A 15,552-nucleotide genomic window follows, 5' to 3' on the forward strand; every position below is an offset into this window, starting at 1 on the left:
CCATGCCAAAGAACGAACTGACAGCGCTCGCAGCGCAGTTGGAAAGCTTTCTCGGCGATCCGCACGATCCGGCCAGCCGGATGCCGTTCGACCAGGTGATGGCCTACGACGAGCGGGAGGAGTACCCGTTCGCGCTGGTCAGCATGGTGCGCCGGTGGGGGGTGCCGGAGTATTCGCTGCCCGGCGCCCAGGGCGGCAGGGCCGGGAACGTGGAGACCGGGTTCAATCTGGCGCGGATCGTCGCCCGCCGCTGCTCGTCCACGGCCACCGCCATGGTGATCAACAACCTCGCGTTCATGCCGGTGTGGATCGGCGGCACCGACGAGCAGAAGCGCCGGCTGATCGCGGACATGAAGGACGGCCACAGCATGTCCTGGGGGCTGTCCGAACGCGCCCACGGCAGCGATCTCCTGGCCAGTGACATGACCGCGCGCAAGGTGGACGGCGGCTATCTCGTCAGCGGCGAGAAGTGGCTGATCGGCACCGCCACCATGGCCGACCGGATGACGCTGTTCGTGCGCACCGGCGAACGGCCCGGCCCCGGGGCCTTCTCCATCCTCGTCCTGGACAAGGCGCGCACCCCCGCCGACACCATCCGGGAGTTGCCCCGCGAGCAGTTGCACGGACTGCGCGGGATGGACATCAGCGGGCTGCGCGCCGACGACGCGTTCGTGCCGGCGGAGAACCTGATCGGCGCGGAAGGCCAGGGCCTGGAGATCGCCCTGAAAGCCACGCAGGCCGCCCGCGCGGTCATCAACGGCCTGGCGATGTCGGCGGCCGACACGGCGCTGCGCCTCACGCTGGACTTCACCGAGCAGCGGATGATCTTCGGTCAGGCCGTGAGCGACATCCCCTACAGCCGCCGTCAGCTCACGGAGGCCTTCGCGGACCTGATGATCTGCGACGCGGTGAGCCTCGGGGCGGTCCGCAGCCTCCAGGCGGCCCCGGAGCAGACCAGCGTGTGGACGTCCGTCGCCAAGTACTTCCTGCCGACCCTCCTGGAACGCACGGTGTCCCAGCTCAGCGTGGTGCTCGGCGCCCGCTTCTTCCTGCGCGGCCATCCGCGCTACGGCATCTTCCAGAAGAAGCTGCGCGATCTGCTGGTCGCCAACTTCGCCGACGGCAACACGGTGGTGAACCTGCGCAACCTCGGCCAGCAGCTGGGCGGGCTGCTGGACGGCGCGAGGGGCGCCGACGAGGCGACCAGGGCGCGGGCCGCCGAGCGGGCCGCCACCCTGTTCGGCATGCACCGGCCGCTGCCGGTGTACGAGCCGTGGAAGCAGGAGCTGTTCAGCCGGGGCGCGGACGACGCGCTGCTCGCCGCCCCCGACGGGCTCGCCCGGTTGCGGGAACTGGCCATGGACGCCAAGGAGGAGGAGCGCGGCCGGCTGCTGCGCGCCGCCGACGCGGCGCAGGAACTGCTGGACCACGCCGAGGAGTTGGCCGAGCAGCACGCGGCGCTCCAGGCCCGCCTCGGCCGCACGTTGGGTCAGAGCGCCGAGCTCTTCGACCTGGCCAAGCAGTACTGCCTGCTGCACACCACCGCCGCCTGCGTACTCACCTACGTCCACTCGCACGAGGTGCTGGAGGACCCGCTGCCCAACGCGGCCGTACTGCTGCTCCAGTTGGAGCGGCTGCGCCGGCATCTGCGCCCGCACGAGTCGATCACCGACCAGGCGGACATCGACGAGGTGATGCGGGTGTTGCGCCACCAGTACCGGGAGCACCGGCTGTTCTCGTACTGGCAGTTCCCGCTGGCCCACAGCTGAGATGACGGACCGATATCTCTGGTTGCTGCCGGAGCCGGCCGCCGCGGCGTTCGTGGCCCGTCTCGGCGGCACGGCCCTGCTCAGCGGCGGCGAGTGGGCGCGCTGCGAGCGCACGCGTGTCGCGCGCGGTCGGCTGCGCCGGGTCGCCGCGCGGCTGCTGGCGCGGCACGCGCTCAGCGCCCGGTCCGGCCACCCGGTCGGCGCCTGGCGGTTTCGCACCACCGAGGACGGCAGGCCGGAGCTGGATCTGCCGGCCGGCTCGGGCCTGCGCTTCAACCTCTCCCACACCGACGGTCTGATCGCCTGCGTGGTCACGGAGGACGGCCGGGCCTGCGGTGTGGACGCCGAGGCCTCGCCCGCCGGCGCCGACGCCGTGGCACACCTGCCGCAGCACTTCGCCGAGCGGGAGCAGGCCGACCTGGCGGCGGTGGCGGACCCCGAGGCCCGGGCAACGCGGGTCGCCGCGCACTGGGTGCTCAAAGAGGCCTACCTCAAGGCGCTCGGCACCGGGCTGCGCCGCCCTCTGTCCTCGTTCGCGTTCACCGACCTGTCCGGCCCCCGCATTCGCCTTCACGACCCCGAACTGCCCGTGGGGCGCTGGCATTTCGACCTGGTGCGCCCGACCCCGCACCACGTGGTGGCCGTGGCCACCGAAGAGTCCCGCCCCGGCGGGCTGAGCACCGTCACGCTGTCCGGCTGACCCCCGTAAGGAGCTTCGATGTCCCCCACCAAGCCCAGCATCGCCGTCGTCGGCGGTGGCGTCGCCGGCCTCTCCGCAGCGTATGTCCTGCGCGAGCACGCCGAGATCACCCTGTTCGAGCGCGAGGACCGCTACGGCGGCCACGCCAGCACCGTGGAGGTGGAGGACGGGGGCCAACTCCTCGGTCTGGACACCGCGTTCGTGGTCCACAACCGGCCCGGCTACCCCAACCTGACGGGGTTCTTCGACGAACTGGGCGTGACGACCCAGCCGTTGCCGACCGGCTTCAACTTCTTCGACCTCGACTCCGTCTTCCAGTACGGCAGCGCCGAGCTGGATCTGCCGGAGGAGGAGGTGGCCGCGCGCTACCCCGAGTACTTCCAGACCATCTGGCGCGAGGCCCGCCGCTTCCATGAGGAGGGCCGCCGGGACTTCTTCCGCAAGCGCACGAACATGCCGATGGGTGAGTACCTCGACCGCAACGGCTACAGCCAGGAGTTCCGCCACGGCTACTTCATCCTGCTGTGCAGCGCGGTGTGGTCGGTGCCGGCCGAGCTGATCTGGGAGATGCCCGCCACGACCGTGATCGCCTTCTTCATGGCCCACGACGAGGGCGGCCTGGGCGGCCGCCGCGTCGACTGGCGGACCGTGACGGGGGGTTCGGTCTCCTATGTGCGCAAGGTGCTCGCCGCCATCGACCCGAAGGTGCGGCTGTCCGAGCCGGTCACCGGGATCCGGCAGCTCGGGGACGGGGTCGTCGTACGCACCGAGTCCGGTGAGGAGCGCTTCGACCACGCGATCGTCGCCACCCACGCCGACACCACCCGCACGCTGCTGGAGAACCCCACCCCGGCCCAGCAGAAGCTGCTCGCGGACCTGCGCTACAACGCCTCCACGGTCGTTCTGCACACCGACGCCTCGGTGATGCCGGTCGACGAGAAGCGGTGGGAGGCGTGGAACTACGGCAAGGTGACGCTGGACGGGGAGCCGCGCACGTTCGTCGTCTACTACATGAACAAGCTGCACGACTTCGAGTCGACGACCGACTACTTCGTCACGCTCGACTGTCCGCTGCCGATCCGTGAGGAGTCGGTCATCCGGACCTTCCACTACGAGCACCCGGTCATCGACATGGCGATGCGCGACGCGCAAGCGACCATCTACGACGTCAACGACGGCCCGCGGGTCAAGCTGTGCGGCTCGTACTTCCACTCCAAGCAGCAGTACCACGACCAGATCGGCTCGCACGAGGCCGCGTTCTCCTCCGGCAAGGAGGCCGCCGCCCAACTACTGCGCGAACTGGGCCGCTAGGGCGAAACACGCCCTAGGGAGCGTGGCGGCGGGCTGATTCGTTTTCCTGGGCCATGCGCCTGAGTGCCATCAGGGCGGGCTCCAGGAGGACGGTCAGCAGGAGGGCGCGCTCGGCGGCCTCCAACGGGTCGTCGAGACCGGTGAGCTGGTCGAGGTCGAGGACCGCGGTGCGCTCGGCGAGCTGCGCGTACGGCAGGAGGGTCCGCCAGTCGAGCGGGACGCCGAGGGCGCGCAGGGAGCCGAGGGTCTCGGCGAGGGCGGCCCGGGCGGGCGCCGACGCGTGCACGTCCCAGTCCAACTCCTTGACCAGTGCCTCGACTTCGGCGGCCTCAGACGCGTCGTCGGAGGGTGCCTCGCCCACTCGGATGGCGCCGAGGGCGACGCCCAGCAGACGGTGGGTGTCCCCCGTGTACTCCGCGAGGGCGTCGAGCACCTCCCGGGTGGTGCTGACCGACAGACCGCGTACACCGGTCAGGGCTCGGATCAGGCGGAGTCGGCGCAGGTGCTGGTCGTCGTACTCGGCCTGGGTGGCGGCCGTCTGACGGCCGGACGGGAGCAGGCCCTCGCGGAGGTAGTACTTGATCGTCGTCACGGAGACGCCACTGCGGCGGCTCAACTCGGAGATTCGCATGGGGTTCGGCTCCGGTTCGGTCGTCGGCCTTGCACTTGAAAACTGGATACCTCTACTGTCTAACATAGATAGTCGAGGTATCCAATATTCCTTCGCGCCGCCGGAGAGAAGGCATCAGCCATGCCCACCCTGCGCTGGACCACCGTCAGCACCCCCGCACCCGACACCGAGGCGTTCGTCATGGCGTCCCGGCTGGAGGTCCGCTCGCTCAGCGACGTGCCGCGTTTCTTCCTGAAATCGCTGGCCGCGTGGAAGCAGGTGTCCGGCGCGCCCGGCGCGTACGGCGCCTCCCTGATCGCCCAGCCCTTCAAGCGCACCTTCTGGACCCTGTCGGCCTGGGAGGACAAGGACGCGCTCTACACGTACGCGAAAACCGAGCCGCACCGGTCGATCATGAACGGGCTGCGGCCCACGATGAAGGACTCGGTCTTCACGTTCTGGCAGGTCCCCGCCGCGGACCTGCCGATCGACTGGAAGGACGCCCGGCGCCGCCTCGCCGAGCAGGAACGCACCGGTGCCTGACACCCCACGCCTAGGAGAGTCCCCCGCCATGACGCTGTCCGAAGAAAGCCCGGTCCTCGACGAACCGGCCGCCTCCGCCCCCGACGCCGGGGGCCGGCGCATACCCCTCTGGCTCGCGATCGTCGCGGCGAGCGTGCCGATGTTCATGGTCGCGCTCGACAACCTCGTCGTCTCCACCGCCCTGCACACGCTGGCCGTGGACCTGGAGGCGAACACCCAGGAACTGCAGTGGTTCGTCAACGCCTATGTGCTGAGCTTCGCCTGTCTGCTCATGACCGGCGCCGCGCTCGGCGACCGGTTCGGGCGGCGGATGGTCTTCGTCGTCGGCATCGCCGTCTTCACGCTGGCCTCCATCGGCTGCGGGCTGTCCGACACCAGCGCCCAGTTGATCACCTTCCGTACGATCCAGGGCTTCGGTGCGGCGGCCGTGATGCCGCTGTCGCTGACCCTGCTGTCCCACGCGGTGCCGGACCGGCTGCGCGGAATGGCGCTGGGCGTGTGGTCCGGCGTGAGCGGTCTGGCCGTGGCGATGGGCCCGGTGGTGGGCGGCGCGGTGGTCGACGGTCTGGACTGGCGATGGATCTTCTGGATCAACGTGCCGGTGTGTGTGATCGCGATCCCGCTGGTGCTGTTCGCCCTGCGGGAGAGCTCCCTGCCCGGCGTCCGCCTCGACCTGGTCGGCATGGTGCTGGCGGCGGCCGGTCTGTGCGCGGTGGTGTGGGCGATCGTGCACGGCGAGCCGGACGGCTGGACGTCGGCGAAGGTGCTGGGCGCGTTCGTGGCGGGCGCGGTGCTGCTGGCCGTGTTCGTCGTGTGGGAGTCCCGGGTCGCCGAGCCGATGCTGCCGCTGTCGTTCTACAAGGTGCGGGCCTTCACCCTCACCAACATCGTGTCGGCGACCATGTACTTCGGTGTCTTCGGCTCCCTGTTCCTGTTGGCCCAGTACCTCCAGATCGTGCCGCCGCGCACCCCGCTGGAGGCCGGTGTGCGCACCCTGGCCTGGACGCTGATGCCGATGTTCGTCGCCCCCGTGGCGGGCCTGCTCACCGACAAGGTGGGCGGCGGCCGGCTGATGGCCCTCGGCCTGTTCCTGCAGGGCGTCGGCCTGGGCTGGATCAATCTGGTCGCCGACGTCGACACGGAGTACTCGTCGCTGGTGGGCCCGATGATCGTGGCCGGCATCGGCATGGGCTTCGTGTTCGCGCCGACGGCGGCGGTGGTGCTGGGGTCGGTGGCCAAGAGTCATGCGGGCAAGGCGTCCGGCGCCAACACCACGGTCCGCGAGATCGGCGGCGCACTCGGAATCGCCGTACTGAGCACGGTGTTCGTGGCGCACGGCAGCACGCAGGGGCCGCAGGAGTTCGTGGACGGGCTGCGTCCCGCGGTGTGGGTGGGTGTCGCGGTGGTGTTCGCCGGTGCGCTGTGCGCCCTCGGCATCCCGCGCCGCCGGCAGGCTCCCGAAGAGGTCTGAGCGACGCCGGTGAGCGCGGAGGAACGGCGCGGGAGTGTCATTCGCGTGGCGGTCGCCGAGCTCGCGCGGACGGGCTTCCACGGAGGTGATCGCCCGGCGTGTGGAGGTCTCGCAGCCGTACGTCCGCCACTCTTCCGCGGCAAGAGGGAGGCGGCCCGCGCCGACCGGCAGCGGCTGCGGCTGCTGCTGCGGGAGCCGGTGCGCCTCCCGCTCGGGGCCGACGTGAACGGGACCACGGCGTTCCTGGCCTACGGCATGCTCGTCAACTCCCGTGCAGAGATGGGCTTTCCGTCCGAGCACCGGGTCCTGGAGGGGCTGTATCCGCCGGCCCGGCCGCCCTCATGACGCCCTCCCTTCCCTGACCGACGGTCGGGGCGGACGCCTCTCCATTCCCCCGCCGAGGCGCCCGCCCCGACCGTCCTGCACACCTGAGCACCGGCCCGCTTGAATGATCGAATGAGCCGGGGGTTAGCATATGAGCGCCACCTAGCTCGAAAGATAGGCCCGTGACGCTCAACGACGATTCGTTCACTGACTGGAAGAACCGCGAGGAGATCGCGGAGTCGATGATCCCGATGATCGGGAAGCTGCACCGCGAGCGGGACGTGACGATCCTGCTGCACAGCCGCTCCCTGGTGAACAAGTCGGTGGTCAGCATCCTCAAGACCCACCGGTTCGCCCGGCAGATCGCGGGCGAGGAGCTCTCGGTCACCGAGACGCTGCCCTTCCTCCAGGCCCTCACCACGCTCGACCTCGGACCGTCGCAGATCGACATCGGCATGCTCGCCGCGACCTACCGGGCCGACGACCGTGGCCTGTCGGTGGCCGACTTCACCGCCGAGGCGGTGGCCGGCGCCGCGGGCGCGAACAAGATCGACCGTCGTGAGCCGCGCGACGTCGTGCTCTACGGCTTCGGCCGCATCGGCCGCCTCGTGGCCCGCCTGCTCATCGAGAAGTCCGGCTCCGGCAACGGCCTGCGGCTGCGCGCCGTCGTGGTGCGCGGCGGCGGCGACCAGGACCTGGTGAAGCGCGCCTCGCTGCTGCGCCGCGACTCCGTCCACGGCCAGTTCCAGGGCACGATCACGGTCGACGAGGCCAACAACAAGATCATCGCCAATGGCAACGAGATCACGGTGATCTACGCCGACGACCCGACCGAGGTCGACTACACGGCATACGGCATCAGCAACGCCATCCTCATCGACAACACCGGCAAGTGGCGCGACCGCGAGGGCCTCGCCAAGCACCTCCGGCCAGGTGTCGACAAGGTCGTGCTCACCGCGCCCGGCAAGGGCGACGTGCCGAACATCGTGCACGGCGTCAACCACGACACCATCAAGCCGGACGAGCAGATCCTGTCCTGCGCGTCCTGCACGACCAACGCGATCGTCCCGCCGCTGAAGGCGATGGCCGACGAGTACGGCGTGCTGCGCGGCCACGTGGAGACCGTCCACTCGTTCACCAACGACCAGAACCTGCTGGACAACTACCACAAGGCGGACCGTCGCGGTCGTTCGGCGCCGCTGAACATGGTCATCACCGAGACCGGCGCCGCGTCGGCCGTCGCCAAGGCGCTGCCCGACCTCAAGGCGCCGATCACCGGCAGCTCGATCCGGGTCCCGGTGCCGGACGTGTCGATCGCGATCCTCAGCCTGCGCCTGGGCCGGGAGACAAGTCGTGACGAGGTCCTGGAGTACCTGCGCGAGGTGTCGCTGACCTCGCCGCTGAAGCGCCAGATCGACTTCACCACGGCGCCGGACGCGGTCTCGATGGACTTCATCGGCTCGCGCCACGCCTCGATCATCGACGCCGGCGCCACCAAGGTCGACGGCGACAACGCGATCCTCTACCTCTGGTACGACAACGAGTTCGGCTACTCCTGCCAGGTCGTCCGCGTCGTCCAGCACGTCTCCGGGGTGGAGTACCCGACGTACCCGGCGCCGGCCGTCTGACCGACGGGCATGCGGCCGGCGGTCGCCGGCATCGCACAGAGGGGCGGGGCACTCGTGGAGTGGCCCGCCCCCGCTCGTTACGGGATCCGTCAGGCGGACGTCTCCGGGCGGCCGGCCTGCGCCCAGTGGGTGTGGAAGGCGCCGGGGCGGTCGGTGCGCTGGTAGGTGTGGGCGCCGAAGAAGTCGCGCTGGCCCTGGAGGAGGGCGGCGGGCAGACGGCCGGCGCGCAGCGTGTCGTAGTGGGCCAGCGCGGCGGAGAAGGCCGGGACGGGGATGCCTCGGCGGGCGGCGGAGGCCACGGTCTCCCGCCAGGGCACCTGTGCGTCGGTGATCTCCATGGCGAACTCCATCTCGCCGAGCAGGCTGACCAGGTCCGGGTCGGCGGCGTACGCGGCGCGGATACGGTCGAGGAACGAGGCGCGGATGATGCAGCCGCCGCGCCAGATCCGGGCGACCGCGCCGAGGTCGATCTTCCAGCCGAACTCGCCGGCCGCGTCCAGGATCATCTTCCAGCCCTGGTCGTAGGCGATGACCTTCGACGCGTACAGGGCGTGCTCGACCTGGGAGGTGAAGCGCGTGGCCTCGGTGCGGCTGAGCGGGGGCGTGGTGCCGCCGGGGAGGCCTGCGTAGGCGGCGCGCAGTTCGGCCTGGCTGGAGGCGGCACGGGCGAAGGTGGCCTGGGCGATGGCGGTGACCGGGGAGCCCAGGTCCAGGGCGGTCTGCACGGTCCAGCGGCCGGTGCCCTTCTGACCGGCGGCGTCGGCGACGATGTCGACGAACGGCTTGCCGGTGACGGCGTCGGTGTGGGCGAGGACCTCGGCGGTGATCTCGATCAGGTAGGAGCCGAGCCGGCCCTCGTTCCAGGTGCGGAAGACGTCCGCGATCTCGGCCGGGGTGTATCCGGCGACCTGGCGCAGCAGGTCGTAGGCCTCGGCGATGAGCTGCATGTCGGCGTACTCGATGCCGTTGTGGACCATCTTGACGAAGTGTCCGGCGCCGTCGGTGCCGATGTGCGTGGCACACGGCTCGCCGTCGACCTTCGCGCTGATCGACTCGAACATGGGGCCGAGCACGTCGTACGACTCGGTCGAGCCGCCGACCATGACGGCCGGTCCGTTCAGCGCACCCTCCTCACCGCCGGAGACGCCGGCGCCGACGAAGTGGAGGCCGCGCTCGCGCAGGGCCTCCTCGCGGCGGCGGGTGTCGGCGTAGTGGGCGTTGCCACCGTCGATGATCATGTCGCCGGGCTCCAGGAGCGGGGCGAACTCGTCGATGACGGCGTCGGTGACCGCGCCCGCCTGCACCATGATCATCAGTCGGCGTGGCCGTTCGAGCGCGGCCACGAAGTCCGCGGCCGACTCGGCGGGGACGAAGGCTCCCTCGTGGCCGAACTCCTCGACAAGCGCGCGGGTGCGTCCGGCGGAACGGTTGTGGACGGCGACGGTGTAACCGTTGCGGGCGAAGTTGCGCGCGAGGTTGCGGCCCATCACGCCGAGGCCGGTGACGCCGATGGCGGCGGTTGCGTTCACGAGGTACGTCCCTAGGATCGGTGGCGTGGTCGGAGGGGCGCGCGGCCCCCGGTACCCCCAGGTACGCACGGTCGGCCGGTTCTTCTCGATCCCCCACGGATTCCTTGCGCCGATCGGTCCCACCCGACCCCCCGACCGGACGACCCAGCCCCCGGACCGGCCCGGCCCTAGCCTTCCGACCGACCAAAGCAGCCCTACCCGCCCGACCGGACCGGCCCTAACCGCCCGACCGGCCAGCCCTACCCGCCCGACCGGACCGGCCCTACCCGCCCGGGCAGTCGCTACCGGCGGCGCCAGGGCAGCACCGTGGGGTCGGCGTGGGTGCTCTCGGCTCGGTGCAGGGCCTGGCTGATCGCCTCGCCGATCTCCGCGAACTGGCGCACCTGTTCGGGGGTGAGGACGTCGAACACCACACGGCGCACGGCCTCCACATGGCCGGGGGCGACCTTCTCCAGCAGGGCCTTGCCCTCGCCGGTGAGAAAGGCGAGCTGGCCGCGGCCGTCGGCCGGGTCCTCCCTGCGGTCGATCAGTCCGACCTCGCGCAGCCGGTTCACCGCATGGGTGAGCCGACTGCGCGTGATCTTCAACCGCTCGGCGAGCTCCGACATGCCGAGGGTGGTGTCGGGGGCCATGGAGAGATAGGCCAGCACGCTGTAGTCGGCGTGCGTCATCCCGGCGTCGCGCCGCAACTGCCGGTTGAGGTGGTCGGCCAGCAGGGTGGAGAAGTCGACGTAGGCCAGCCAGGCTCGTCGTTCGTCGGCGTTGAGCCAGCGGGGCGTCGTGGACATGAGCACACATTACCCACGACACCCCACGTTTGAGACTTCAATCACTAAACGGAGAGCGCCTCGGCCAGCCGGTCCACCTGGTCGGGGTCCGAGGACCAGCAGTAGAGCATGACCTCGTCGGCGCCGATGCCGGTGAAGGCCTCGACCGCCGCGCGGATCTCCCCAACCGTGGTGAGCAGCCCGTTCACCACGTAGTCGGCGCGGCCGGTGAAGGCGTAGTAGCCGAGGAGGTGCCGGCGGGCCTCCTCCACCGTGCCCGGCGGCCCGAGCGCGACGTTGACCTGGGCGACGAGCCGCGGGCGGCCGGGGCGGCCGTACCTCTCCCAGACCGTCTCCACATCACGGAACAGGCCGTCCATCAGCTTCGGCGGCAACGCGGCGCCGAGGAAGCCGTCGCCGAACCGGCCGACGCGTTCGACGGCCGCCGGGGCGAAGCCGCCGAACAGCACCTCCGGCCCGCCGGGTGTGAGGGGGGCGGGCCCGATCGGCCCGACCCCTTCGCCGTACGGCTGTCCGGCCCAGGTCCGGCGCAGCAGGGTCATCTGCTCGTCGAGGCGGCGGCCTCGCCGGTGGACGTCGATGCCGGCGGCCAGGCAGTCGTCCTCACGAACGCCGACGCCGATGCCGAGCGTGAAGCGGCCGCCGGACATACGGTCCAGGGTCGCGGTCTGCTTGGCCAGCAGGGCCGTGTTGTGCACGGGCGCGATCAGCACCTCGGTCTGCACGCGGATACGGGAGGTCGCGCCGGCGAGGGTCGCCAGGGTGACCAGGGGTTCGGGGTTGTGAAAGACGAGCCGGTCGAGCAGACCGAGCGAGGTGAAGCCACCCGCGTCGGCGCGCCGGGCCCAGCTCAGCAGCAGGGCGGGGTCGTCGACGGGGAGACCGAGACCGATCTTCATGGGAGCAATCCTCCGGAGGGCATGACAACAGAAGCTGCCGCCCCTCCATGGCCCGCGCGCCCTGCGCGGACCTGCTCCCGTACTGCGGCGTTGGTTCCAGAGAGCTGTTTGTTCAGAGTGCGACGAACGTAACGCGAGGGCCGAACCTCGACAAACGCTTTTCCGGTGGGGCCGTCGGCGCGGTCGGCGTTCGTGACGGGCGGGGGCGGCGCGCCCGCCGCCCCCGCCAGTCGGTGCGAGACCCGGGTCAACTGGTGGCGCAGGGACTGCCGTTGAGGGTGAACGCGGTCGGTGCGGTGTTGGTCGCGCCCTTGCTTGCGATGAAGCCGACGGTGACCGAGCCGGCCGCGGGGATGGTGGAGGTGTAGGAGGCGGGGGCGACGCTCACCGCGCCGCCGCTCTGCGTGGCGGTCCCGCCCCACATGTTGGTGACGGTCTGACCGTCGACGAAGGCGAAGCCGAGCTTCCAGCCGCTGATGGCGGTGGCGCCGGTGTTGCGCAGGGTGATCTCGCCCTGGAAGCCGCCCGGCCACTCCCCCACGACGCGGTAGCCGACGGAGCAGGCCACGGCCGGTGCGCTGCCGGTGGTGACGTTCACCGTCGCCGAACGTGCGGAGCGGTTCCCGGCGGCGTCGCGGGCGTAGACGGCGAAGGTGTACGCGGTGTTCGCGGTCAGCCCGGTCACCGTCGCGGTGCTCGTGGTGGACGCGGCGACGTTGGTCTCGGCCGTTCCGTTGATCCGTACGACGTCGTAGCCGGCGACGCCGACGTTGTCGGTGGCGGCGCTCCAGGCGAGGGTGGCGGAGGTCGCCGTCACGGCGGACGCGGTCGGTGTGCCGGGGGCGGTCGGCGCCTGGGTGTCGCCCGGGGTGCCGCCGCCGTAGACGGTGGCTTCCTTCGCGGTCTGGGCGATGCCGTTGACGCCGTTGAAGACGCGCTGCCCCCACGAACTGAGCTGCTTGGGATCGAAGTTGAGCGTCAGGTCGAGGATCGGGTCGGTGTTGCCGCTCCAGGACCAGGCCAGGTAGCCGAGCTTGAGCTGCTGGGCGGCGGCCATCATGGTGTCCTCGTCGGGGTCGCCCCACTGATCGGCGGGACCGCCGAACTCCCCTATGAGGATGGGGAGTTTGGCGTTGACGAAGGCGTTCAGATAGTCGGTGATCTCCGCCGCGGTGTCGTAGACGCTGTACATGTGGATCGAGAAGATCAGGTTGCCGGTGGGGTCGGCGGCGTAGACGGACTGGGCGTTGGCACGCATGACGCCCTGCAGGTCCTGGCCCCAGTTGGGTGCGTCCACCATGATCGTGTGCTCGAACCCGGCGTTGCGCAGCTTCTTGATCGCAGCGATGGTGGGGGCGGTCCAGCCCTCGGGGCTGCTGTTGCCCCAGGGCTCGTTGCCGATGTTGACGATGATGTAGTTCTCCTGGCCGGCGAGCACGTCCTTCAGGCCGATCCAGTAGTCGGCCGCCTGGTCGAGCGTGCCTGCCGAGCCGTCCTCGCCGTAGCCGGTGGTGTCGTGCACCTCCAGGACGCAGATGAGCCGGTTGGCCTTGCACTGGGCGACGACCGTCGCCACGTCCGCGGCGCTGTTGGCGGTCCAGCGATGGCCGTCGGCGAGGACGACGCGCACGGTGTTGGCGCCCATCGCCTTGATGTCGGCGAGCGACTGCTGCGTCTTGCCCTGGTACCAGGTGTGGGCGTGGTTGACGCCGCGCATGACGAAGTCGTTCCCGTTGCCCTCGACCAGACGGCCGTTGCTGATGTGCAGTCCGGTGGCGAGGGCCTTGGGCGACGGCTGGGCCCGGTCCTGGGCCTGCGCGACGGCGGGGCAGAGAGCGCCGACGAGGACCACCAGCCCGAGGAAGGCGGCGAGCCTGGTCAGCAGGGCGGTCAGGGGCCGTGGGCGGGGGGCGGTGCGCGTGGCGGTGCGCGTCGCGCCGCGTGTCGTGCTTCTGGTCGTGCCTCTTGTCGTGCTTCTTGTCGTTCTCACTGCGACTCCAGGAGTGAGGCCAAGAAACGGGGGTATGGGAGCGCTCCCATAAAGCCATCACGTCAAGTACACGTCAAGACATCGCGCAGAGGGATCAAGAAGGGGGCAGTCTCACTCGGCCGTGCGGCGCTGCCCCCGTGCCGGTGTCAGGCGAGGGTGACCTCGACGGGCAGTTTCTTGATCCCGTCGAGCTCACGCTCAGGCGCCCGCCGGCCGGTCCGCGAGGTCAGCGGCCCAGAACGTGCCGTCCGGGTAACGGAATTCGGCGAGGGACTCGGGGTGCATGGCGGCGGAGAAGCCGGGGGTGAGCGGGGCCGTGTAGTGGCCGTCGCGCATCACCACCGGTGCGGTGAAGTGTTCGTGGAGGTGGTCGACGTACTCGATGACCCGGTTCTCGGTGGTCCGGGACAGGGCCAGGTAGTCGAACATCGCCAGATGCTGGACGAGTTCGCACAGGCCGACACCGCCGGCGTGCGGGCACACCGGCACCCCGAACTTCGCGGCGAGCAGCAGGATCGCGAGGTTCTCGTTGACGCCGCCGACCCGGGCCGCGTCGATCTGCAGGACGTCGAGGGCGCCGGCCTGGAGCAGCTGTTTGAAGACGATGCGGTTCTGGACGTGCTCACCGGTGGCGACCTTCACCGGCGCGACCGCCGCGCGGACGGCCGCGTGGCCGAGGATGTCGTCCGGGCTGGTGGGTTCCTCGATCCAGTACGGGCCGAACTCGGCGAGGGCGCGGGTCCATGAGACGGCCTCGCCGATGTTCCAGCGCTGGTTGGCGTCGATGGCGATGCGCACCCCGGGACCGACGGCGGCGCGGGCCGTGCGCAGCCGGCGGAGGTCGTCGTCGAGGTCGGCGCCCACCTTGAGCTTGATCTGGGTGAAGCCGTCGGCGACGGCCTGCTTGGCGAGCCGGGTGAGCTTCTCGTCGGAGTAGCCGAGCCAGCCCGGCGAGGTGGTGTAGCCGGGGTAGCCGCGCGCCAGCAGGGCCGTCTCACGCTCGGCCAGCCCGCCGCGCCCGTCCCGCAGCAGGCTGAGGGCCTCTTGCGGAGTGAGGGCGTCGGCGATGTAACGGAAGTCGACCTGGGAGACCAGCCACTCGGGGTCGGCGTGGGCGAGCAGCCGCCACAGCGGCTGGCCGGCGCGTTTGGCGGCCAGGTCCCACACCGCGTTGAGCACCGCGCCGACAGCCATGTGCATCACCCCCTTCTCGGGGCCGAGCCAGCGCAGTTGGCTGTCGCCGATCAGGTCGCGGCTCAGGGAGCCCGGGTCGGCGCACAGCTCGTCCACGGACCGCCCCAGGACGTGCGGGCGCAGGGCCGCGATCGCGGCGACCTGCACGTCGTTGCCGCGTCCGATGGTGAACGTGAAGCCATGGCCTTCGAGCCCGTCGCCGGCGTCGGTCCGCAGCACGACGTAGGCGGCGGAGTAGTCGGGATCCGGGTTCATCGCGTCGGAGCCGTCCAGCTCCCGCGAGGTCGGGAAGCGGATGTCGTGGGTGTCCACCGCGATGATCCGGGCGGGGGTTGCGGTCAAGGGGGTGCCTCTCTTGGCTTGACAGCATTCATTCATCGGAGGTCGGAGGAATGACAGAACTGCGACTTTAGGGGCAGTGCGACTCCGTGACAACACCCCAAGAGGCCCAAGGATTCGGTTGAGGACGACCCCTTGTCAGCGCGGGCAACGCCGTCGTAACGTCCTCGGCGTTCCGAGATACATCGGAGGAATCACCCCGCGCGGCTCCCAGCCCTGGCTAAGGAGATAACCCGGCCATGAAGCTCGCTCGCACCCGCTCCACCGCCGCCGCAGTCGGCGCCGTCGTCGCGGCCCTCAGCCTCCTCACCGCGTGCAACCGCGACAGCGGGGGGTCCGACAGCGCGGGCGGCGGCAGTCCCGCCATCGGGATCGACCTGCCGCGTTCCGACTCCGACTTCTGGAACTCCTACGCGCAGTACCTGAAGAAGGACGTCAAGTCGGACGGCGTCAACGC

Annotated in this window: 13 protein-coding genes and 1 pseudogene; 8 read left to right on the forward strand and 6 right to left on the reverse strand. The window is 70.4% G+C overall.

The window, feature by feature from the left end; genetic code table 11:
* The first annotated feature begins 2 nt into the window (after positions 1 to 2).
* The 3 genes from ACZ5SK_RS42245 to ACZ5SK_RS42255 are packed head-to-tail and all read left to right on the forward strand — an operon-like array spanning position 3 to position 3,780.
* On the forward strand, positions 3 to 1,769 hold the full coding sequence (locus ACZ5SK_RS42245) for an acyl-CoA dehydrogenase family protein (protein ID WP_334582522.1): 1,767 nt from the start codon (positions 3 to 5) through the stop codon (positions 1,767 to 1,769).
* Position 1,770: 1 nt separating this feature from the next.
* Positions 1,771 to 2,469 (forward strand): 4'-phosphopantetheinyl transferase family protein, encoded by a 699-nt coding sequence (locus ACZ5SK_RS42250; protein ID WP_361709169.1) that lies wholly within the window; start codon positions 1,771 to 1,773, stop codon positions 2,467 to 2,469.
* An 18-nt stretch (positions 2,470 to 2,487) separates the two neighbouring features.
* A complete protein-coding gene (locus ACZ5SK_RS42255) occupies positions 2,488 to 3,780 on the forward strand; it encodes an NAD(P)/FAD-dependent oxidoreductase (protein WP_361709172.1) in 1,293 nt (430 codons plus the stop codon).
* 13 nt (positions 3,781 to 3,793) lie between these two features.
* Here ACZ5SK_RS42255 and ACZ5SK_RS42260 read toward each other — a convergent pair whose 3' ends face one another.
* Positions 3,794 to 4,411 carry a MerR family transcriptional regulator gene (locus tag ACZ5SK_RS42260; protein ID WP_099938014.1) on the reverse strand — a complete coding sequence of 206 codons (618 nt, stop codon included), beginning with the start codon at positions 4,409 to 4,411 and terminating at the stop codon, positions 3,794 to 3,796.
* A 120-nt stretch (positions 4,412 to 4,531) separates the two neighbouring features.
* Between ACZ5SK_RS42260 and ACZ5SK_RS42265 the strand changes: the two genes are divergently transcribed.
* From ACZ5SK_RS42265 to ACZ5SK_RS42280, 4 genes are all read left to right on the forward strand, one after another.
* Positions 4,532 to 4,933: a DUF3291 domain-containing protein gene (locus ACZ5SK_RS42265; RefSeq protein ID WP_079664360.1), complete on the forward strand. Its 402-nt coding sequence runs from the start codon at positions 4,532 to 4,534 to the stop codon at positions 4,931 to 4,933.
* A gap of 28 nt (positions 4,934 to 4,961) precedes the next feature.
* The gene (locus ACZ5SK_RS42270; protein ID WP_361709175.1) at positions 4,962 to 6,404 is read left to right on the forward strand and encodes an MFS transporter; all 1,443 of its coding nucleotides are present in this window, start codon (positions 4,962 to 4,964) and stop codon (positions 6,402 to 6,404) included.
* Between the two features lie 45 nt (positions 6,405 to 6,449).
* The gene (locus ACZ5SK_RS42275; RefSeq protein WP_361709177.1) at positions 6,450 to 6,749 is read left to right on the forward strand and encodes a hypothetical protein; all 300 of its coding nucleotides are present in this window, start codon (positions 6,450 to 6,452) and stop codon (positions 6,747 to 6,749) included.
* Between the two features lie 161 nt (positions 6,750 to 6,910).
* Entirely contained in the window at positions 6,911 to 8,356 is a 1,446-nt protein-coding gene (locus ACZ5SK_RS42280; RefSeq protein ID WP_334582528.1) for a glyceraldehyde-3-phosphate dehydrogenase, read from the forward strand.
* An 89-nt stretch (positions 8,357 to 8,445) separates the two neighbouring features.
* On the opposite strand, the gene gndA is transcribed toward ACZ5SK_RS42280, so the two are convergent.
* The 5 genes from gndA to ACZ5SK_RS42305 form a co-directional block, all read right to left on the reverse strand.
* Positions 8,446 to 9,885 carry an NADP-dependent phosphogluconate dehydrogenase gene (gndA, locus tag ACZ5SK_RS42285; RefSeq protein ID WP_334582529.1) on the reverse strand — a complete coding sequence of 480 codons (1,440 nt, stop codon included), beginning with the start codon at positions 9,883 to 9,885 and terminating at the stop codon, positions 8,446 to 8,448.
* A gap of 281 nt (positions 9,886 to 10,166) precedes the next feature.
* A complete protein-coding gene (locus ACZ5SK_RS42290) occupies positions 10,167 to 10,673 on the reverse strand; it encodes a MarR family winged helix-turn-helix transcriptional regulator (protein ID WP_457495962.1) in 507 nt (168 codons plus the stop codon).
* Positions 10,674 to 10,717: 44 nt separating this feature from the next.
* The gene (locus tag ACZ5SK_RS42295) at positions 10,718 to 11,572 is read right to left on the reverse strand and encodes an LLM class flavin-dependent oxidoreductase (RefSeq protein ID WP_457495963.1); all 855 of its coding nucleotides are present in this window, start codon (positions 11,570 to 11,572) and stop codon (positions 10,718 to 10,720) included.
* 247 nt (positions 11,573 to 11,819) lie between these two features.
* Positions 11,820 to 13,466, reverse strand: coding sequence for a cellulase family glycosylhydrolase (locus ACZ5SK_RS42300; protein ID WP_457495965.1), 1,647 nt, complete (start codon positions 13,464 to 13,466; stop codon positions 11,820 to 11,822).
* Positions 13,467 to 13,760: 294 nt separating this feature from the next.
* A complete protein-coding gene (locus ACZ5SK_RS42305) occupies positions 13,761 to 15,098 on the reverse strand; it encodes an enolase C-terminal domain-like protein (RefSeq protein WP_457495964.1) in 1,338 nt (445 codons plus the stop codon).
* Between the two features lie 236 nt (positions 15,099 to 15,334).
* Between ACZ5SK_RS42305 and ACZ5SK_RS42310 the strand changes: the two are divergent.
* Positions 15,335 to 15,552 (forward strand): annotated as a pseudogene (locus ACZ5SK_RS42310) (sugar ABC transporter substrate-binding protein); the annotation flags it as partial.

The organism is Streptomyces sp. NPDC031474, assembly GCF_055581185.1.